The 22,701-nt window shown below is 39.5% G+C and carries 17 protein-coding genes; 14 read left to right on the top strand and 3 right to left on the bottom strand.

Translation table 11 applies throughout. The features are described 5' to 3' along the window. Positions 1-404: 404 nt before the first annotated feature. The 3 genes from DW103_RS06535 to metF all read right to left on the bottom strand — a co-directional run bounded on the left by DW103_RS06535 (position 405) and on the right by metF (position 3,848). A complete protein-coding gene (locus tag DW103_RS06535; RefSeq protein WP_122274863.1) occupies positions 405-1,403 on the bottom strand; it encodes a gliding motility protein GldB in 999 nt (332 codons plus the stop codon). Positions 1,404-1,496: 93 nt separating this feature from the next. Continuing rightward, positions 1,497-2,621 carry a DNA polymerase III subunit delta gene (locus DW103_RS06530; protein WP_122274862.1) on the bottom strand — a complete coding sequence of 375 codons (1,125 nt, stop codon included), beginning with the start codon at positions 2,619-2,621 and terminating at the stop codon, positions 1,497-1,499. 276 nt (positions 2,622-2,897) lie between these two features. Then, positions 2,898-3,848 carry a methylenetetrahydrofolate reductase [NAD(P)H] gene (metF, locus tag DW103_RS06520; RefSeq protein WP_122274860.1) on the bottom strand — a complete coding sequence of 317 codons (951 nt, stop codon included), beginning with the start codon at positions 3,846-3,848 and terminating at the stop codon, positions 2,898-2,900. Positions 3,849-4,121: 273 nt separating this feature from the next. On the opposite strand from metF, the gene DW103_RS06515 reads away from it, so the two are divergent. From DW103_RS06515 to DW103_RS06440, 14 genes are all read left to right on the top strand, one after another. Continuing rightward, positions 4,122-4,721 (top strand): hypothetical protein, encoded by a 600-nt coding sequence (locus DW103_RS06515; protein ID WP_122274859.1) that lies wholly within the window; start codon positions 4,122-4,124, stop codon positions 4,719-4,721. 149 nt (positions 4,722-4,870) lie between these two features. Continuing rightward, positions 4,871-8,077, top strand: a complete 3,207-nt coding sequence (locus tag DW103_RS06510; protein ID WP_122274858.1) for a hypothetical protein — start codon at positions 4,871-4,873, stop codon at positions 8,075-8,077. Positions 8,078-8,098: 21 nt separating this feature from the next. Next, positions 8,099-9,256 carry a T9SS type A sorting domain-containing protein gene (locus DW103_RS06505; protein ID WP_122274857.1) on the top strand — a complete coding sequence of 386 codons (1,158 nt, stop codon included), beginning with the start codon at positions 8,099-8,101 and terminating at the stop codon, positions 9,254-9,256. Positions 9,257-9,280: 24 nt separating this feature from the next. Beyond that, the gene (locus DW103_RS06500; protein WP_122274856.1) at positions 9,281-12,607 is read left to right on the top strand and encodes an RHS repeat domain-containing protein; all 3,327 of its coding nucleotides are present in this window, start codon (positions 9,281-9,283) and stop codon (positions 12,605-12,607) included. Positions 12,608-12,987: 380 nt separating this feature from the next. Then, the gene (locus DW103_RS06490) at positions 12,988-14,130 is read left to right on the top strand and encodes an RHS repeat-associated core domain-containing protein (protein ID WP_122274854.1); all 1,143 of its coding nucleotides are present in this window, start codon (positions 12,988-12,990) and stop codon (positions 14,128-14,130) included. A 2-nt stretch (positions 14,131-14,132) separates the two neighbouring features. Next, a complete protein-coding gene (locus DW103_RS06485) occupies positions 14,133-14,384 on the top strand; it encodes a hypothetical protein (RefSeq protein WP_147381186.1) in 252 nt (83 codons plus the stop codon). A 609-nt stretch (positions 14,385-14,993) separates the two neighbouring features. Beyond that, positions 14,994-15,341 (top strand): hypothetical protein, encoded by a 348-nt coding sequence (locus DW103_RS18410; protein WP_147381185.1) that lies wholly within the window; start codon positions 14,994-14,996, stop codon positions 15,339-15,341. 28 nt (positions 15,342-15,369) lie between these two features. After that, entirely contained in the window at positions 15,370-15,981 is a 612-nt protein-coding gene (locus DW103_RS06470) for a hypothetical protein (protein WP_147381184.1), read from the top strand. Between the two features lie 120 nt (positions 15,982-16,101). Then, entirely contained in the window at positions 16,102-16,314 is a 213-nt protein-coding gene (locus DW103_RS06465) for a hypothetical protein (protein ID WP_122274849.1), read from the top strand. A 168-nt stretch (positions 16,315-16,482) separates the two neighbouring features. Continuing rightward, a complete protein-coding gene (locus DW103_RS06460) occupies positions 16,483-17,022 on the top strand; it encodes a hypothetical protein (protein ID WP_122274848.1) in 540 nt (179 codons plus the stop codon). Positions 17,023-17,481: 459 nt separating this feature from the next. After that, positions 17,482-17,946 carry a hypothetical protein gene (locus DW103_RS06455; RefSeq protein WP_122274847.1) on the top strand — a complete coding sequence of 155 codons (465 nt, stop codon included), beginning with the start codon at positions 17,482-17,484 and terminating at the stop codon, positions 17,944-17,946. A gap of 294 nt (positions 17,947-18,240) precedes the next feature. Next, the gene (locus DW103_RS06450; protein ID WP_122274846.1) at positions 18,241-19,068 is read left to right on the top strand and encodes a glycerophosphodiester phosphodiesterase; all 828 of its coding nucleotides are present in this window, start codon (positions 18,241-18,243) and stop codon (positions 19,066-19,068) included. A 20-nt stretch (positions 19,069-19,088) separates the two neighbouring features. Continuing rightward, a complete protein-coding gene (locus DW103_RS06445; RefSeq protein ID WP_147381183.1) occupies positions 19,089-21,308 on the top strand; it encodes a hypothetical protein in 2,220 nt (739 codons plus the stop codon). A gap of 136 nt (positions 21,309-21,444) precedes the next feature. Next, entirely contained in the window at positions 21,445-22,464 is a 1,020-nt protein-coding gene (locus DW103_RS06440) for a branched-chain amino acid aminotransferase (protein ID WP_122274844.1), read from the top strand. Positions 22,465-22,701 lie beyond the last annotated feature (237 nt).

The raw sequence follows: 22,701 nt of genomic DNA, 5'->3' as shown, positions 1-22,701 counted from the left end.
TGGAGAACTAAGTTAAGACAGGTGCAAATTTGTGAAATAATTTTCAACCAAATGCTATCTAATATAAAATTTAACCATCAATTTAACAAATTTTGCGTATTTAAGGGGCGTATAATGGTGAATTTTTCTTAATAAACATTCAATACAACTTCCCTATCGCCATAGTTCTCCAAGGACTGCGTACAAAAACACGCTTAAATTTAACAATTAAGAATCTCTCTCCTTTTTGGTTTCAATTGAATAAGAATGTTTGGTTTTGTTAATTACTGTAAAACAGACAGAAATAAATCGTTCCGTAGAACTTTTTTATTCAAGCGCTGTTATAAAGATATAGTGTTTTTCATGGTATTAGAATTAAGTTAGATTAGGTTATCCGTCTTGTTCGTGAGAATAGGGCGGTTTTTTTATGGTTTATATTTCGAAGCTGTCAGGATTCCTTGGCTATCGTTGTTTTGCATCAGAGCCTCAGGTGTCGAATTTGTCTCCTTCATATATTTGTCGATAATTTGCCATCCTACCCAGGTCCCTATGTTCCCCGGTGCGTCACTTGCCAGGAATGTACAGGGAATATCTTCAAAATATTTGCTTGTTGTCATTTGGTCGGGAGTATACAAGTGTTTACGTTCAATGATAGCTTTCCATAGATTACTTTCATTTTCCTTACACCAATTGTAAGAGCCTTCCGTGTAACCCATTAACATTTCGGGAGTCAGTTCCGGGAAAGCCTGATGGATGAGATACTTTATTTTCCCTTCATAAATCATGCGGTCCAGCAAAACATTTTCCTTGCCGGCAAACGGGTATTCGGACATCAGCCAACCGGCCAGATAATCGGGTACAATATATTCCGTAGACATTTTCCGCCGTTGGAAGTCATAAAAGAATTCCTGGTACAACGGGTATTCGTTTCCTAAATATTTATCGATGGAGATGGATAGCAGGTTATCGCCAACCAGTACGTTTTGGTTGAAGCCGGATATGTGCATATAAACATCCGGAATTTGCATGGCCGGAAAACAAGCCGTTAACCAGGCAAAACCGTTACCGAGCATTTGTTCGATTTGTGAAATATCATCATAAATACGGATGGCATCGGCATACAGTCCTTTCAATGTCGGTTCGGAATAGTAATTGACCAGCTTGTCGAAAAATCCGGGTGTTTCCGGCGATTGCATGTTCAGAATGCCTTTTCCGATTACATCGAGCATTTGAGGATACCGGCCGGCGATTTCCGTTTGCAGAGTCGTGTCGTTCGTATCGATTAGTTTGAAAAGTTCTTTGTCGAAACGGTTGATATGTATGGGTGATGCCGTGGTGACAGCTGCCGGAATATGAGAATTTTGCCCGTTACAACTGAACAGGCTGCATGAGAAAATAAGTATGAAGAACAACTTTGATTTCATCTATTCTTTTTTTTGAATATCTCTATTTGATTGATTAGCTTCTGATAAAGAAACGAATGTCGGCGTGTAATATTGTCTTACCGCACCCGGTCCTTATCTTTTTATCAGGACGGTCAGCCGCAATGAGAGGTCGAAAAAAACCATCTTCGCATTTACATTCTGCGCGATGTGCCGTTCTGCTTTCGCTAATTCTTCCATAATATCAAACACATTCCGCTCGTTGATAAAAGGAGCGAATTTGACGGCGAAGCCGGCTTCGTCCAAATTCATGTAATTCAATTCAGGCGACTGGAAACGATACATGAAATTTTCGCGTATCAGATGTTGGCAATAAGCCAGGAAGTTTTTTTGCCGTTCGCGTCCGATACCGGCCAGTACGTCTGCCATTTCTTTCATGCCTTTGACATTTCGCGCCCAGGAATTACGCATCATCCCTTTAAACTGTTCCAGATAAAATTTGTTTTCTTCTCCCAGGCTGATTGCTTCTACGGCTTTCAGGAAGTTCCCGTTTGCCAGGTGGGCTACATGTTTGGCGTCTTCAGGGGCCAATCCGAATTGGGAAATCATGGCTGCGGTAATATCTTCGGAACGGATACCTTGTACATTGATGCGCTGCGCGCGCGACAAGATAGTGCCCAGCACCAGGTCCGGATGTTCGGATACCATCAATATGACTGTGTTCCGGGGTGGTTCTTCAATGATTTTCAGAAGTTTGTTGGCACAGGTCGGATGTAGTTTTTCCGGCAACCAGACCATAAGTATCCGGTAAGTCGCCTCATATATTTTCAAGCTGAGTTTGCGGATGATTTCATCGCTCTCTTTCGAATAAATCAATGCCTGTGAATTACCGGCATCCATATAATCCAACCAACCGTCCATATCGAAGTAGGGGCGGTCTTTCAGGAAGCCTCGCCATTCCGTAAGGTAATCGTCGCAGACTTCTTTTTTCTTTTCTTTCTTGGAAACAATCGGGAATACGAAATGAAGGTCCGGATGGGCCAGCTCGTTGTACTTCATACACGACGGACAATGACCGCACGAATCCGTATCCGTCCGGTTTGTGCAGTTCAGATAACGCGCATAGGCCAATGCCAGCGAAAAAGCACCGGCTCCTCCTTGCTCCGTAAGGAGCTGGGCATGAGGAACAGCACCCGTTTGTGCCGATTGTATGAACCGTTGCTTTATATCCGCCTGACCGATAATGTCTTTAAAGTACATGTTGCTCCTTCTTGAATTGATAGAGCAAAGGTACGAATAATCGGGGAAATAAGAAACCGTGTTCTATCGTGTCATCTGTATTTTCTCTTTAATGCAATTTCCGATAAAAAGCAAAAGCAGGAAAGGATACAGAACCAAATCCATCGTGATAAATAATATGTATTTCATCTTACTGAAAATTATAATTTTATCAATAAGACTCGGTTGTGTTGAAAAACCCCTATCCGGCAACAAACTTTTTTTTATTTTTTTTGCGTGTCCCGGATATATACATTATTAATATATCTCTTTTGCTACCTTGTAGACACTGTCCGATGCCATCATCGTATAGAAATGCAGGCTTGGTACGTTGTGCGCAATCAAATCCTTGCATTGTTGAATACACCATTCTACGCCGACTGCTTTTGCTTCTTCGTCCGTTTTACATTTACGGAGTTCCGTGGCAAACGGTTCGGGAATATCCGAACGGAAAATTTTCGGCAAGACTGTCAGTTGATTTTTGAAAACTATCGGTTTGATACCCGGAATGATGGGGACTGTGATTCCTTCCGCCCGGCAGCGGTCCACGAATGAGTAGTATTTTTCATTATCGAAAAACATTTGTGTCACCAGGTAGTCGGCACCATTCTTGACTTTCTCTTTCAGGTAGTAAATATCCGATTCCATGTTGGGGGCTTCTTCGTGCTTTTCCGGGTAGCAGGCCATCCCGTAAGAGAAAGATGTTTCGTTCGCGTCGAAAACGGAACCGTCGACTGCAATCCCATTATTAAAATTGTTTACCTGCTGTTGCAAGTCCGTGGCGTGTTCGTGATATAAATTCGTGTTTTGTCCTGCCTCCAACGTTTTTACATCACCGCGCAACAATAATAAATCGTACACACCGAGAAAGTTCAGGTCAATCAACGCATATTCTGTTTCGTCTTTCGTGAATCCCTTACATATAATATGAGGGACAGCGGTGATGCCATATTTGTTCTGGATAGCGGAAGCAATTGCGACCGAACCCGGACGTTTGCGGATATTGATTTTCTGAAAACTGCCGTCAGGCAATGTTTTATAGATATATTCGCTGTGATGCGATGTTATATTAATGTATTTAGGGTCGAACTCTTTCAGTTTATCGATAACATTATAAACTTTCTGTATGCTGTTCCCTTTCAGAGGAGGAAGTATTTCAAATGAAAAAGCAGTGCTTTTGCTGCCGCGTATCAAATCGATGACTTTCATGTTGTTTCTTAATTTGGAGGCAAAAGTAATAAATCTTACCAGCTTTTGCAATTCGGAACATTCTTTGTAAAAAAAGATTTCTTCCTAAAAATTTGGAAAAGGGTATCCGCCTGTTGTATGTTTGTACAGTATGACGCTTTCGTTTTACGAACGTGAAACGCAAAAAATACGAACGTGAAACGCAAAAAGTACGTTCGGATTTTTTCCGTTCAACGAACGCTGAACGAAAGGGAGCAAGTCTGCAATATTAATTATCCATTAAAACAAATTGTGATGAGCATTAATTATTCTCTTTATCCAGTACCTACCCCTCGCGGCAAAGAAAGTGAAAAACGTCAGTATTGGTCTGCCCGTGTGAAGCCTTCCGGTACTAAAAACCTGAAAGACATTTGTAAAATGGTATCCTCTTGTACGACATTTAATCCGGGCGAGGTGAAGGGTGTTATGGATGCATTAAACCAGTGGATAACAATCTGGATGAGTGAAGGGTATAATGTCAATCTGGAAGGCATCGGCATCTTATCCCTCGCCTTGAAAAGTGAGAATGTGGAGGACGGGCAGGGTTACGGATTAACCACGTGCATTGACGGTTTTAATTTTCTCCCGTCTCCCGATTTAAAAGGGGCTGCTAAAAAGTTCGAATTGAAACGTATCAAGCGCGTGCAAAAAGAAATGTTTACTTCGGAAGAACGGAAAAAACGGATTATCGATTATTTGATTAAAAACAATAGCATCAACTCTTCCGATTGTATGTTGATAAATAATTGTACAAAACGGGTTGCCCTCAGTGATTTAAAAGAAATGATGAATGCCGGTGATTTATTGCAGATAGGACGTGGAAGAATGCTCATGTATATACGAGCTTATCGGTAAACGGTTTGTCTGTTTTTTATAAGAAAAGGGGAGTGTTTCATTTTTTTCATTTTTTTATGGGAAATAATTTGATAAGTATTAGAATTTTAATAATTTTGTGGGTACAGGAAATGCCTGCTTGTTATACTAAATGATAAATCTATTGAACCATGAAACAGAACCTTTTATTTATGCTATTTGTAGCCGGTTTGTCTATTTCCCCTTTATATGGGCAGGTGAAAACTCATAATATTATAGCGGAAGACAGTTTGACTATATTAAAAGACACGATTGACAAAGAATTTGATTTCAATACAAATTCGGTTAATGCAACCGGTGCGGACGGGGTCGATTTTACGAAAGTGAATTTTTATCCGCCTGAGGCGGCATCGCTGATGCGATATGTGAATTATCCGGTTAGTCAGCTGACCGGTATTCCCGATATTCGTATACCTTTATATACGCTCAAATCCGGCGATGTGGAAATTCCGATGGAACTGAGTTTCCATACGGATAATTATTTGCGTGTAAATCAGCTTCCCGGTGTGGCCGGAGCGGGTTGGTCGTTGACTTCGGATTTGCAAATTACGCGTTCTGTTAACGGATTCGATGATTTTAAGAATACGGAAGGTAAAATAGGATACTATTATAATACCGGAAAGGTAGAGGCAAACTATCCCGCACAAGGTTCGAGTAGCAGCTATTCAAAATCGGATCTTCGCCGGATAGCCGAAGGGTATATCGATATGGAACCGGATAAGTTTTACTATCGTTTGCCTACTAAAAGCGGCGCTTTTTATTTTCAGCGGCAGACGGATGGTAAATTCCAGCCGGTATCGGTCCCTTATAATGGCGTGAAAATATCATTTAATCCTACGGGGCAAGTCTTTACGCTGGTGGATACGGATGGGACCAGTTATGTGTTTTCGGCAACCAACAGGGATTATACGCAGTTTCAGGGAGGGGGTGTCACTCCCGTGACGATGAGTTGGAAATGTGATAAAATAGTAAATAAATTGGCACAGACCGAAGTGACGTTCACGTACGGAAATCCGTTTACTTATAGTTCGGTTGTGCAGGATAACGGACGGATTGAAATAATAGATAATTATAATGAGACGCTTAGTGTCTATGATGATTGTCATACGATATGTAACGACCAGAATCAAAATCCGGTTCAGGAAAGTTATTGCCCTTGGTGGAAAGCTGCCGGACCGAAAAAGAAAATATACGGCACAAGTAGCACAATCCAATTTTTTACCAATGGAAATACCGGCCCGGGATTTGTAACTCTGACTGCCAGCGGGTATAATATAGGAGGAGGAGTACCTGCCAGGAATTTATCGACTTTATATACCAACAATTTGACGGAAATATCATTCCGTGGCGGGAAAATAACATTCGCTTATACTGCTAATAATGCCTTAAGCAGTATTCAGGTAAAGAAAAGCAGTGGAGATGTGGTGAAAACGATAACACTGGTCCAGTCGACCACTTCGGATAAATACCAACGGACATTGAATGCGTTGACCGTCGGGGATGAAAAATATACTTTCTCCTATGGAATAAACCGTCTTGGTGGTGTAATGGCCGATATATGGGGGTACAAAGGACAAGCTTTATCCGGTTCTTATGTTCCGCTGCCTGTACAGGATATCGATATAAATGTCGGGACGACAACTCGTTTCTTTCCCGGTTGCCAAGTCCCCGATAAGCAAAGTTATAAAGTGACAATCGGCGGAGAGGATATTTTTTCCATAGCCGCAGACCGAACGCTGCTCACAATTAATTATCCTACAGGAGGACGTGCGGAATTTATTGTCGGGCAAAACCGTTTCCGGGATAACCAAACGATTAAAGGTTCCGGAGGTTTTCGCATAGAAAAAATACGTTATTACGATAGCGGCGGGACCAGCCCGGTGAAAGAAAGAATATATAAATACGGTCCGGATGAGGATGGAACAGGTATTCCTCATACTATTCCGGTATTAGATGGTTATGGGGCGAATACCTATACGGAACAAACGGCGAAAGTCATCTACGATACCCGTGTTATCCATTCTTTCCGCAAGCGTACATTTGGCGGAGAAACAGTCGAGGCCCTGACTTTTGATAATGGTTGTGCTGTTAATTACAGCCAGGTCGCGGAATATGAGGCAGAGAATGGTGCTTTATGCGGAAAAACTGTTTATACATCCGATACGCATACTTATTCTATGGAAACAGCTTCTCCCACCAGCCCTTATCCGCTTCGGGAGGATGAATGGTATTTAGGTATGCCTGAGTCCGTTACATACTATAAATACAAGAACGGGCAATATGTATGGACGAAGAAAACGGAAAACCAATATAATAAATATTTCGATCCCGTCCAGATATTCAGGGCACGTTGCTGGACCGCTACGGAAGTCTTGATAGTGGGTGGAAGCCAGGGTAGTATGTCGCGTGAAGAATTGGTGGAAAACAATGCCGTTTATTATTTGAATAAGCGGGGAATCCGTACGGGTATCGTGCAACTGACCGGAGTGGATGAATCCGAACAGGATGATAACGGGAATATAATAAAGAAAGTGACCCGTTATTATTATGATAGTCAAAAAGATGTAAAACCATCCCGGGTGGAACGCAGCCAGAGCGACGGGACGCAGGAAGTCGAACATTTGATTTACCCTACGGCTTATGCCTCGAGCAGCGGCGAAGGCAGTTTTCTTTCTTCATTGGTATCCAAGAACATCGTGGATTATCCCATCGAACATGTTTTCCGCAGAAACGGTCAAGTCAAAGCGGGAACAGTCAATTTGTTCAACAGCAATGGAACCCTCGCGTCCGTTTATACGCTTGCCGGAGCGACATCCGCCGACGCCGGTTTCAAGCTGAGCAACCGTCCTCAGGGCAATTATGTGTCCGATGCGACGACCAATACGGCCTTTTCCAAAAGTTCGCTTTACAGCTCAAAGACAACGGTCAGCCGGTACGACAGTTACGGGAATCCTCTTTGTATAACCGACACGGAGAGCGGACAAACGGTTTGTTACATTTGGAGTTATACCGGACTATACCCGATAGTAGAAATCCGCAATGCAACCTATGATGCCGTAAAGTCCGCTTTGGGAACGACACCGGAAAGCTATTCTTCCCAATCGTCCCCCAATATGACGGCTGTCAATGCGCTACGAACCAACAGCCAGCTGAAGAATGCACAAGTCACGACTTATACGTACGAGTTGCTTAAAGGAATGACCTCTTCCACAGACCCTACGGGCCTGACCACCTATTACAGCTACGATTCGCAAGGCCGTCTTTCCAAAATATACATTAAAGAAGGAGGAACGGACAAAACGATAAAAGAATATCTGTATAATTATAAAGTAAAATAAAGAATCTAATACCTCAATGATATGAAAAAGATAGCATTACATAACATAAGGATTTTCCTCCTGCTGTCGGTGGGCCTCTGGCCTGCAATTTTGCATGCGCAGGTCACAAAACTCCATAATCTTGTCCGTGCGGGAGATAAGATAGTCAAACAGCAGGTAAATTATGTCTCCCCCGGTGAAGCGGGTCAGGATATGATATGGGATTTCAGCTCGTTGACGCCGGTAAATGAAAAATATGAGTTGGAATATCTGGAACCGGAACTGCTGGGCGATAGTATATACGTATTGGGCCGTGATACCTTTCTAAAGGAACAATACAACAGGCAGGACCTGATTGTCGGCCTGGAACACTATACCTTATATTATTACCGTTCGACGGATAGCACCCTGTGCATCACGGGTTTCGAGAATCCGGTTACGCAAGTACATTGCCAACATCCGGTATTATCCATGCGCTATCCATTTGAATATGGCTGCGAATATGCGGATACCTTTGAAATGAAAGGCATCTATTCCGGAAAAATCCCTTTTACCACCAGAGGAAGTGTCGCTGTCCGGGCGGACGCTACGGGACTAATGATATTGCCTGACGGGGATACCTTGAACCATGTGACACGTGTAAAGACAGTACAAACATTTATCCAACCGGATACAATACCGGCATCATCCATGAATATGAGAATGGAGTCCTATCGCTGGTATGCGGCCGGTTACCGTTATCCTGTTTTTGAAACGCTCCACCACCTGAACCTGAATGAAACGGGTCAAGAGGAAGTTTTTAAAACGGCATTTTTCTATCCTCCCCAAGAACATACCTATCTGGAAGAAGATGTCGTCAACATGGCGACATTGGACAAACAGGACGGGCTACCCGGTACGGATATATCAGGAGAGCCGTATTCCCGTTGGGACATGCAAGGGGAAGGATGGGCTTGTGATTTTTATCCCAATCCGGTGGAACGAATGTTGAACGTTCTCTATCAGACAGAAACATCCATGCCCGTACGGATATCCTTGCATGATATGAGCGGTAAATTATTGAAAAACATATCCTTGCCTGAAACATCCTCCGGTTATTATACGGAGGAAATCGATTGCAGCACGCTTCCGGCCGGTAACTACGTTTGCAAATTTGTTTTCGGAACTGAAACAGAAAGCCGGATTATCCAAAAGAAATAACAGAACCTCTAAACAGCCTAGAAAATGAAAACATATTACCACATATTGTCAGTCGTCTTGTTTGTCCTACCGTGTAGCGGCCTATCGGGACAGACCACGAGCCAGAATTTTGTACGTACCCGTACGATGACCACGAGTACGAGTAGTTATTTGGACCATATAGAGTATCTGGACGGTCTCGGCCGGCTGTCGGAAACGGTGGAAACCAAGCAGGGAGGAAGCGGTCAGGATTTGGTCTCCCTGATAGATTACGATAATGCCGGTCGAGAAGAAAAACTCTGGTTGCCTGTCCCCGTCTCGGGGAATAACGGGGCGTATGTCAGCCCTTCCACGCTTCGCAGCAACGCCTCAACGGCGCATGCCGGCGATAGCTACCCTTACCGCCAGTTGATTTATGAAGCATCCCCTCTTGAACGTGTCCGTCAGGATTACGGTCCTGGTAGCAGCTGGCGTTCCGCCTCTCGTTCAGTGGAAAGCGTGCTGCTGGTAAACAGCAGCAGCCTGTCCTGTGGGAAATACACCGTATCCAATGACTTGCAGACAATCAGCCTGGTCCGTTCGGGCACTTACGCAACCGGGGAACTGTCAGTAAGGAAAACAACGGACGAGGACGGCCACATAAGTTATGAATTCAAGGACAAATCCGGCCGTACCGTCCTGACCCGGCAGATGGATGGCAGTACCTCCTTTGATACCTATTATGTCTACGACTGCTACGACAACCTGCGCGTAGTCCTTCCTCCGCTAGCCTCCGACGCCCTTTCCCCGAACGGTACTTATACGGAAAGTACGGATGCAATAAAGAAATATGCTTACCTTTATAAATACGACAAGCATTTTCGTCCGATAGCCAAGAAACTACCCGGTGCCGAATGGATTTATATAATATACGACAAGGCCGGTCGTGTGATTTTCACGCAGGACGGCGTCCAGCGCAGTAAGAACCAGTGGACCTTTACCATCCCCGATGCGTTCGACCGTGTGGTCCTGACGGGCACCTGTACCAACAGCCTGAGCTATGGCAGTGAGCCTTTGAAGAACACGTTGGTGAATGCCGTTCGCGCTTCGGGCGGTAGTTATAAGGGCTATAACCTGAGTGGAACCAGTTTGTCTTCGGCGACCCTTCTGTCCGTTACCTATTATGACGATTACAGTTTCACGAGTGAGAATCTGTTTCCTTCCGGGATGACGTTCGAGAGCCGCAGCGGATATGCCTCTTCCAACCTGTCAACGCCCAAGGGACTTCCGACTGGAAGCATCACGGGCCGTACCGATAGCAACAGCCAATATACCTATACTGTCTATTATTACGATGCCCGCAGCCGCCTGATCCAGACCCGCCGTACGAACCATGTCGGCGGAACCGACCATGAATATGTGGCCTATGCGTTCGACGGTTTGGCAGAAAAGCGTTACCACCAGCATACAGCCTTCGGTAGCACCAAGACGGAAGAATATGTCTATACGTATGATGCGGCTCGCCGTCTGACCAAAACGACACACAGCTGGAACGGCGGAACGGCAAAGACGTTGTCCGAGAAGAGTTATGATGCGCTCGGCCGGATTTCGACGGATAAAAAAGGGGGATTATCAAGTTTGGAAGCTACATACGGATATGATGTTCGTAGTCGTTTAGTGACTCAAACGGGAAACTTGTTTAGTCAAACTCTGACTTATACCTATGGAGGAGATATAAGCAAGCAAGAATGGAGGCAGAGTGGAATGGGGCATACATACAGTTATACTTATGATGGTTTATCCAGATTGAACAATGCTGTCTACTCTGGTCTTAGTTATAATTTTACAACTTCCTATACCTATGACAAACATGGAAATCCAACAGGTATACAGCGTAATGGTATGACGAATAGTGGCGGATATGGCCAAATAGACAAATTAAGTTTCACTTATGATGGGAATCGCATAACATCGGTAAATGATCTAGGAGAAAATGTTTCTTATAGTTTTTCTCATGATTTTAAGAACTATGCAAATCAATCGGAAGAATATGTCTATGATCAAAATGGAAATATAACAAAAGATTTGAATAAAGGGATTTCCTTAATTTCATATAATTATATGAATCAACCTCTCCAAATAAATATAAAAAGTCCGGTAGCTGAAGCTTGCAACGAATATGTTTATGGCAGTGATGGGACAAAGTATCAAGTAGTTCATAAATGGAATCCGGCATATTCGAATACGCCAATAATAGGGAGTGGTGTAAATATCTCTGCTTTGACACAAATGGAAACAACGGATTATGTGGGTAATTACATTTATATAGATGGAACCTTAAAGCGTGTACTGTTAGAAGGTGGATATTTAGGTGAACGGGATGTGTATTGTTTCTATGTAACAGATCATTTAGGAAATAATAGAATTGTAGCCAATAACTCCGGTGCAAGTATTCAGTCTGTTCAATATTATCCGTATGGCATGCAATTAGGGAATATCACCGGCAGTAATGCTCAACCTTATAAATATAGCGGAAAAGAATATGATGATATGCATGGTTTGAATTTGTATGATTCCCAGTCTCGGTTGTATGACCCTGCATTGGGTCGTTTTATGACGATGGACCCGCTGTCGGAGAAGTATTATAGTTGGAGTACGTATGGGTATTGTATGAATAATCCGATGAAATTTGTTGATCCGGATGGGAAAGTCATTCGTTTAGCCAATAACTATATTGGTGGAATAGAAAACATAGCAAGAATAGCTGCTACAAGTTTAGGTAGTCGTGTTATGAGCCGCTTGATAGAACAAAAAGACGTTTATACTTTAAATTCAATATTTTGGACTATAAGAAGTTCTTACAATCCTAAAAGTTTAGATATTAACTATGTCGGAAATCCTTGGTATAAAGAATTTCCTGTTGACGGAGGGATTTTAAACTCTATGATTATATTAGGACATGAAACATTTCATGCTTTTGACCATAGTAGTTACATGTTTAATTCTGCAAATGCAGAATATAGTACAGATATTGTAGAACCTCGGGCTGTGAGTTTTGAAAATTATTTGAGACAAGCTTATTCATTATCACCATTAAGGGAACGATATGGTAATATAAAGGGGAATTTTCATCAGTTTTTTGGAAATGAAAAAATATCAAATTTTAAAACAATTGGACATAATTCAGATAAAACAAGTTATGGTTTTAGCTATATAAAAAATACGAAAATAGTTGAAAACTATAAGACTTTATTTGGTATAAAAACTCCAGATAAGACTAGAATAGAAACATCTACTTGTTATATGATAGTATCTATGGATGAAAATAGAAATGTCTTTTTTAAGACATTTAACAATGAAGATGCATTTAGAAAAGAAACTTATAATTGGTAAATAAATTATGAAGAATACTAAACTTAATATTTTTTTTATTGTTATAGCTTTGTGTGCGAATATGTTCTTGTTATTCGACTCTCTTGATCTCTTTTATTGCTATAATTTTACAAATATATTGTTCTGTTTTATGTATCCGGAATGGGTTCTGTTGGTAAAAGCTTTGCTTGGATTTATTGGAATTTGCATATCAATGCTTTTATATAAATGTAAAATTGGATTTCGATTATTTTTGATTACTACATTGGTAATTTGGTTAATTGTTTTTGCGATTCATATTTTTTCGATAATGCATTGATGAAAATCAAATCAGTAAAATCTTCATAGTTGCGGGGATTTATGACAAGCATGGCAATCCTACCGTCATCCAGCGCAGCGGGATGACCAGCAGCAGCGGATACGGTCAAATCGACAATCTGACAGTCGGTTATGATGGAAACCGGATAATATCCGTCAGCGATGCGGCGTCGAATGTCTCTTATGCCTTTTCTCATGATTTTAAGAATTATACGAACCAGAGTACGGAATATACTTATGATGGAAACGGAAATATGACTAAAGATTTGAACCGTGGAATATCATCGGTTACATATAATTTGCTAAATTTACCGAGTCAGTTAGAGATAAAAAGCCCTGTAGGTGAAGCGCGTAACGACTATGTTTATGGTACTGACGGGGCGAAGCTGCGCGTGGTTCACAATTGGAATCCTTCGTATTCCAGTTCTCCTGTGATAGGGAGCGGTGTCACGTCCTCTTCGTTGAGTCGTTCCGAGACAACAGATTATACCGGAAATTATGTATATGTGGATAATAGCCTGAAACGGGTTTTGACCGAGAACGGTTATATCGAGGATAATGCTTATTATTATTATGTAAAAGACCATTTGGGCAGTGTGCGTGTAACGGCGAATAGTTCAGGAGTGAGCCGGCAATCGCTAAATTATTATCCTTTTGGCATGCAGTTCGGTGATGCCTCCGGCAGTGATATTCAGCCTTACAAATATGTAGGGAAGGAATACGACGGCATGCATGGTTTGAATCTGTATGATTCCCAGGCCCGACTGTATGACCCTGCATTGGGTCGTTTTATGACGATGGACCCGCTGTCGGAGAAGTATTATAGTTGGAGTACGTATGGGTATTGTATGAATAATCCAGTACGGTTTATAGATTCTAATGGTGTTATCACGGATGTTACAGACAAAAATGTAGGAGATATATTTGATAAAAAATTTAATTCATCAACAATCATTCCTACTGAAAGAAAATACAAAGGAAATTTTTCAGCACATGTAATTGATGAATATAATCTTTTGAATAATAATTGTACCACAGTAGTTGTTGATGCATTAACTGAAGCAGGAACAACTCTTTTTAATACAACTAGACAAATTATCAATCGAACTACAGGGGATGTATTTCAAGTTAAAGTCAGAGAAAGGCCTGTCGTTCCAGTCTTTTTGAGAAACTATTTAAATACTTCTTCTATTACTACTAATAGACTAATATATAAAACAAAATGAATATGAGAAAGATTATTCTTGTAATAGCGATACTTTCATCATTGATACTCCTGTTCTTTATTATAATAGGAATTATTGATGCACAAGTTAGTTACAAATATGAAATAGAGGGACCTCCTAAGGTGGATTGTATTGATATTAAATTTGCTTCTGGTTATTTAATAAGCAAAATTAAGTGGTTAGAATATTTTCTATATTATGTAATTGTTAGTATTGTCCTTTTTGGATATTCAATGTTTAATAAGAGAACATGAAAACCTGCTTTCTTTGTTTGTCTTAATATAAGTCTTCATTAGTAAGATTAATGTTGTATATATTATAATAAATAATTAATAATATGACGAAAGAAATAAGGCGAATAATCTATTTCTTATATAATGCTATAAGAATTATTATTGCTGTATTATTCTTATTTATATGTGTTTATGAATTGTTTAATATGGCAAAATATTCAATGGTGTATGAAAAAGTATATACTGGTGAGTTTTTAGGAGAATGGAGATTTGATAGTTTGTTAAACTTGCAATTGTTCTCTTGCTTTGAGTGTCTTATGTCTATTATTTATCTTGTGTTGGAATTCTTGCATCTGACGCGATTGAAAGGAAATGTAATTCTTGTTTGGTTTTTAAGGGCTATTGATATATTTTTGGTGATTTTTTCTGTGTGTTATTATTATTATATTAGGCAATTATAGTCATGTTTTAGCCTTGTGATTTATCATAATTCGGATATTGAACGGATTAAAAATAATTGTTTTGTGAATAAATAGCTGGTGGATTGTAGCCTTTCTGATATTTATTTATGGAATTTCATGAAGTGGCATTACGGTCTCTTCCCATGGCGACTAAAAAACGGAAATAAGTATGAAGTATAAAAAACGTTATTTGAAAAGGTCTATACTTTTTATCTCTTCAGTAATACTTTTAGGGACCTGTGAGATAACAGTACCGGTCATGGTTGCACCTCCTTTTGATATACATTGTGATTCAATAGGAGAGGCCTTGTCTTCGGGTCGGAGTGTGTGGGTCTATAAACCCTTATGCGATACACTATTCATTCAGGACAGTGTACGGAATTTACAATTCCATGTGAAAGAGGCATTTGCGTATGACCCCGTGCGTTTGGACCATTTTTATCTCAGGGCATTTATATCGCATGAAACGAAAGAGTCCGGTCCGAAGTTGTTTTTGAAAAATATAAAACATTTGTAATTTGGAAAACAGTTTGATAGGTTTCAATATGAAAACTAAAATAATAATATCCTTGTCAACCTTTTTTTTGTTGTTAGGTTGTTCTTCCATAAAGATATCTACAACAGAAATAGGAACAAATTTGCAAGAAGTAGCGATAAATAATGCTGTCGAAAATTTTTCAACAAATTGCAATTTATTTAAAAATGACTCTGTTTTTAGTGTTAATTTTGAGGATAGTGTGTTTTATAAATCCACTTTGATACAAGCTGATAAGACAAAATATAAAGATGGACGAACTCACCAATGGGAAAGAGGAGATTTGTATGATGGAATAGTAAGTGTAGAGATTGTTGGAACTCGTTACAAGTATTATTATTCAGAAGAAACGAAAGATAAATTACCAACAAAGTATGTGATAAAAAACGGTAAATTGTTTTATTGGTGGGATGATAATTATCCCGTAACAGAAGAAATAATAACAGTATTGTGGAAATATAATATTTTACAAAAAGATTATATAATATCTGAATTTTTAAGTGATGACAGTCAAAAAGGTGCACATTATTACTTTTGTAAAAACGATTTATCTAAATACAAGAGAGTGGTTACAAATATTGGTCTTGGATATTACAAGCCGCCCAAGTTAAAATGTAACTAAACAGAAAGCACCCATATTTCATTTGATGTAAAAACTCCAGATAAAACTAGAATGGAAACATCTACTTGTTATATAATAGCCTTTATGGATGAAAATGAAAATGTCTTTTTAAGACATTAAATGACAAGCATGACTCCTACCGTCATCCAGCGCAACGGGATGACCGGCAGCAGCGGATACGGTCAAATCGACAATCTGACAGTCGGTTATGATGGAAACCGGATAATATCCGTCAGCGATGCGGCGTCGAATGTCTCTTATGCCTTTTCTCATGATTTTAAGAATTATACGAACCAGACACGGAATATGCTTATGATGGAAACGGAAATATGACTAAAGATTTGAACCGCGGAATATCATCAGTTACATATAATTTGCTAAAAATGCAGGAAGGAGATTTTTCAGCTATAGATGGTCTTTCTTCTCAATATGCTCAATATTATGGATTCATGCTTGGGAAACGTAGATTAATGACAGGTTATATAAGAAAATAGGTTAATTATGAAGAAAATAATTGGAGCAGCATTTGTTTTGTTTTTTATATATAATATCTACATCTGGACTTATCCAGGGAGTAGTAATCAATATTATATTGAAGATTTGGGATTATATATGAAGACAATTCCTTTTAGTGATTCTATCTATAGTCCTAGGTGTGCAAAGATAGTATTTTCAGATAAGCCGATTAATAATTATGCAGATAGTATGGATTATGTTACTATTTATAAAGGAGTCGGTTTTTATTATACAAGATTTACTTTTGATACAAGAAATATGAATAGAATTTATATTGAAGGAAATAGTTTTGTGAGGAAAAATACAAGCAAATATGATATAATACAAGATTCGGGAGAAGAAGTGCAAGCTTTGCAAGAAAAAGAAAAACATAATTTACATCCTTTTATTGTAATGCTTGAGATTGACATGTGGGGACATTTTGAGGAGGTTCTCTTAAAAAGCCTGGAAGATAGTCTTTTTGTAAAAATGCAACCAATTGAAACCGATTATATAAAGCATCTATTTATTAAGATGAAAAAGTGATATAAGGAAACAGACTTTATAGCATTGAGATGTTTTGTTTTTTTACGAATTAGTTTTGTGGCACTGATGGGGCGAAGCTGCATGTAGTTCTCCCGTGATAGGTAGCGACATTATGGCCTCTTCCAATGGCGACTAAAAAACGGAAAAATGAGTTTGCAAAATATGAGAAAACGTTATAAAGTGTTATTGTTTGCGTTGTTAATAGTATTAGTAAATATAAGACTGAATACTCCAGAATATGAAAATAATTTCTTTTAAGGATTCTGTTATATATGCAAACATCGTAATTTCAGATAAACCGATTTAAGGTTCTGCGAATAGTCATGCTTTGCTTTATTTACGGGATAGGGGCGATTATGAACGTGTATCTCATCAAATAGTAAATAGTGAAGAAACTAATATGGTATTAAAGGGTATGATTATTGATACGAAAAAAGAAACTATTAAAAATATGAATAGATGAAAAAAATAATATTCTTATTGTTGATGATGAATAATTTGTGTCTATTTTCTCAAGATAAAATAGAAATAGATACTTTAACTTATTGTTATAGAAATAGTGAAGATGAATTTGTCTCTATAAAAAAGTTTGTTATTATCAATAATGAACAAAAAAACTATATAACATGGTTGGTTGATGATGGTTTAAATAGTAGAAGTAAAAAATATTTGATTCATGATTATTTTATACGGAAAAATGGCGATTTTTCGTTGTTTTCATTAATGACGGATAATGTTACTGTTTTAGATACAGTTTCCTATATTGACAGAACTTTTTTGCATCGTATTTCTCCCGGTGAACATTTTACATATCTATCTATTGTTGATAATAAAAGAAATGATTACAAAAGTATTATTCTTGTAGAAGAAAATGAGATTGAGGAATATTTAAATATTAAATTGGATGGTAATTTGTTTTTTTAATCAAATTCTATCGTTTTATTTGAGCAATTGAAAGATGTGAAATTAGCGGAATAGTTCTGCTAATTTGTGTTGGCGATTTTTTTTCTTGATAAAATCAATGTGTTAGTGATGTTATTGTACTGATATTCTTAATGTTGGTGATTCGTGTATTATTGTTTTATGACTAAAGATTTGAACCGTGGAATATCATCGGTTACATATAATTTGCTAAATTTGCCGAGTCGGTTCGAAATAAAAAGTGTAGGAGGAGCGTGTAACGAATAGAATTGTATAAACTTAAACTAATTTAGAGTGATGAAAATACTTCGATTGTTCTTAATAGTTGTGGCCCTGTTGGCTGCTTTTCAGGCATTCGGGCAAACTCAGGAAATACGTTTGTTTTCACATCGTGGTGGACGGATGGAATATGACGAGAACACAATGCAGGCTTTTCAAGCCAGTTATGATGCCGGTTATTGCGGTTTTGAAACGGATATACGAATGACTGAAGATGGTGAGTTGGTGGTTACGCATGACAGTTCCTTGGAACGTACAACCAATGGGAAAGGAGCTGTAGAGAAGCAAACGAAGGCGGATATTATGCAGTTGAAAACGAAGCAGGGGAATAAAATGTTGTTTTTGGATGAACTGCTTGATTTTTTACAAGATAAGCAGGGTTTATATGTTGAGTTTGAGATGAAAACAAATCCCGAATCACTCTATCCGGAGGAGCGTCTTGCTGAGTATTGTGACAAGCTATATAAAAAGGTGATGGCAAAAAAGCCGGCTGATGCTCTTTACGTCTTTACTTCAAGCGATTATCGTGCCTTACGTTACCTTCAATCGAATTATCCTGGAGTTGATTTGCTTTTAATAACTTCGAAACCTTGTAATGCGGAAACAATAGCTCTTTGTAAAACTGTCGGAATAAAGCGATTAGGCGCGACAATGAATGGAACGAGCCGTGAGAGTGTTCAAAAAGCGCATAAAGAAGGGCTGATTGTTAGTCTATGGCCGGGGCAATCTGTTGAAGATTTTATGTTGGGGGCGTATTTGGGTTGTGATTATATGTGCACTGATGTCCCGGTATCATTGAAAAAATGGATTGAAGAAAAGGTTCCGTGGATACGAGTAAAATATTAATCGAATAAAGTATAGAATGTATGAAAAGAAACTTTTTGATAATATTATTACTTTCTTGGATGTATCTACCTACGTTTTCTCAATTAGTAGAAAATGTAGATGGAGAAAGCGCTAAACTTACTAATTATACAACTTCCTGGATTGCCAATGATGGCGGATATGAAGAGTCTCATATTCCTCATGATATGTTGAACATGTATGTCCTTCCCGACGGAACGGCTGCTACTATCTGTAGTTGGGATGAAGGGGGAACAAATGTTGCTGTTTTTAAGGATGGTAAACTAATCAGTCGTCCGGAAGGTTCCGGTACGGGCGGATGGGGACGTTTTTCCGGAAATGCGGTTGTTTTGGACGAACAATATGTTTATCAATTGTTAACGCAGCATGGTTGTGATGGGGGAAACAATGAACTGAATATCAATAATAAACCCCAATTTCCTCCTTGTGACAAACAGATTGAATGGAAAACAGTGCGCCGCTATGATATAAAGACGGGGAAAGGGGCTCCTTTTAAAGGTGGTTATGGCTATAAAGGGGATATGCTCATTGTTTGCAGCGAGAAAGAGCGTTCGCTGGAGGGGCTGGCTATAATGGACGGTTTGCTATATGTAGCTGTGAAAGGAATTGAAAGTGAACGGATTCCGGACTCAATCAAAATCTATAACTCAAAAACGATGACGTATTTGAAAGGGTATCCTGTGAAAGGGGGAGTGGGGCTCATTTATGCAGACAATAAAAAAGCTTTATGGATGATGCGTGGGAAAGAAATCGTGCGTATGGAAGCTATGAACGGTAAATTATTACCTCAATCTTTGACTGTTCCTCCCGAAGCGGAGGCTGTTTCGTTTACTATTGACCTTCGAAAAGAACGTCTATTGTTGCCTAATAGAGGGAAAGATTTGAATATCATGATTTATGATGATATTTATAAGAAGCCGAGGTTTGCAGGCTCCTTCGGGGTTAAAGGTGGTGTGTTTTCCCGTACAAAAGAATTTATTCCCGGAGCGGCCGGTCCTTGCCGTTTTAGTGGTCCGTGTGCAACGGGAGTAGATGATAAAGGGAATATTTATATTGCCAATACGAGCGTAAGTGGAGGGAGAGGTGCGGTTCTTGAAGCGTATCAGGAAAAAGATAAATCCCTTTTATGGAAAATGGAGGGGCTGATATTTACTGCAACAGCTGATTTTGACCGTGTAAATACTACCTGTTTTTATTCTCCGGAAAAAATACATCAAATAGATTTCTCCAAAGAAGGGAGTCGAATAGACCAATTGATTGCTTATACAGCCGACCCTTTTTTGTTTCCGGGAGATGAACGCGTGAAAAAAAATGGAGCTTTTATCACATCTGTATTTAAACGAAATATTCAAGGTAAGAGCTTTTTGTTTGTTTCCGATATGTATGGAGGCATGTTGGCCGGATATCGCTTTAATCAGGAACAATATGGATATGTTGCAATACCTTGTTTATCCATACAAAACGGAAATCCGGATAAGAAACATCCATTGTCTCTTTGGGTTGACCGGAATGCCGATGGTTACAAGCAACCGGAAGAATTTCATTCTGTTGTAGAGCCGAATCAATATTCGATGAGTTTTTTTATTGACCATGCGGGGAATATGTGGCGTGGAACCCGGCAACATGGTTTTTTCTTGTGGAAATTGAAAGAATTGAATGAAAAAGGGATTCCTGTATATGAAGAGCCTCGACTTATCCCTCTACCAAAAGGTTTTCAGGATGCTAAACGGATATATTATGATCCGGAGAAAGATGAATTATATTTAGCCGGTTTTTCTCCTAAGGCCCAGGACCAACATGATACTTGGTGGGCTTTGGGAAGTACCATTGCCCGTTGTTCTAATTTTATGAAACGTTTGGAAACAGGGGCCTTGTCTTTTGATGATTGGAAACCGGATATGTTGTTGTATATACCTTTTCACATAGAAGACGGTTCGGGAAAGGATTTCACGAATGCAAAAGCTTTTACGGTTGAAGGTGATTATATCTTTGTGGCATTGGCAAGAAATGGATGGATTACTGTGTATGACCGTGTGACAGGTGATTTTATTGGCCGTATTGAACCCGGAGAAAGTGTACATAAGCAAAGTGGATGGTGCGATTTTAATTATTCGATTAATGCATGCCGTCAGCCGGATGGTTCTTACCTCATTTTGCAGGAGGAAAATGCGTTTGCAAAAATATTGTGTTACCATTGGAAAGGTGCGGAATCTGTCAAATAGCATGGAGATGTTCTATTTGAATGGATGAGGTTGTCTTTTACTTTTACTGACAGCTTATTATCTTTTAGTGGCTTTTTTGTTTCAATCTGTTGTTTTATTAATATCTTTGCGTGCAATAATCTAATTACGACAAAAAATGGAAAATATTAATTGGTCTGATCTGGCATTTGGTTATATGAAGACAGACTATAATGTGCGGTGTTACTACCGGGATGGAAAATGGGGTGAATTGGAAGTCAGTTCTTCTGAAATCATCAATATTCATATGGCAGCTACTTGTTTGCATTACGGCCAGGAATCGTTTGAAGGATTGAAGGCGTTTAGGGGAAAAGACGGCAAAATCCGTGTATTCCGTATGGATGAGAACGGTAAACGCATGCAGTCTTCCAGTCGCGGTATCAAAATGGCGGAATTGCCGGTTGAAATGTTCGAAGAGGCTGTCCGGAAAGTGGTAAAACTGAATGAACGTTTTGTCCCTCCTTATGAAAGTGGTGCGGCTCTTTATATACGTCCTTTGATGATTGGTCTGGGTGCTCAGGTGGGCGTGAAACCTGCTCCCGAATATATGTTCATGGTGTTTGTTACACCGGTAGGCCCTTATTTCAAAGGTGGTTTTAAGCCTTCGAAAGTATGTATCCTGCGTGAATACGACCGTGCAGCTCCTTATGGAACAGGGACGATTAAAGTGGGTGGTAACTATGCCGCCAGTTTGGTGGCCGGTGAAATCGCCCATTCGAAAGGTTATGCAGCCGTATTATATCTGGATCCGAAAGAAAAGAAATATCTGGACGAATGTGGTCCGGCCAACTTTTTTGGTATTCGTGGAAACAGCTATATCACTCCCAAGTCACATTCAATATTACCTTCTATCACGAATAAGAGTATCCAGCAATTGGCTACCGACATGGGGATGACTGTAGAATGCCGTCCGGTTCCATTTGAAGAAATAGAGACTTTCGATGAAGCTGCCGAATGTGGGACAGCTGCCGTTATCGCCCCGATTTCACAAATCGATGATTTGGATGAAAATAAATCGTATATAATTGCCAAAGACGGCAAGCCCGGTCCTGTTTGCGAAAAACTGTATAATAAGCTACGTGCTATCCAATATGGGGACGAACCAGACCTATACGGATGGATTTCAATTATTGAATAACGAATAGAGAAAAAGGCTGTGTCAGTAAAAACATGACTTTACTGGCACAGCTTTTTTGTCTTAATCATTAGGGATAATTGAATTTTAAATCGTTAGAGAGATGATGTGTTTGAAAAAGACTTTTAGAAGATATTAGAAATAAAAAGTGAAACATTGTCAATTTGCAGTGTAATTTTTATGGATAAAATTGTAATCTCCGCATTGCAAATATGAATAAGATGTTTATCTTTGTGCCGG

It is taken from the genome of Parabacteroides sp. AM08-6 (genome assembly GCF_003473295.1).
Lineage (GTDB): Bacteria > Bacteroidota > Bacteroidia > Bacteroidales > Tannerellaceae > Parabacteroides.
Note: the sequence above shows the minus strand (reverse complement) of the source record. Positions and strands in the feature narration are given on the sequence as shown.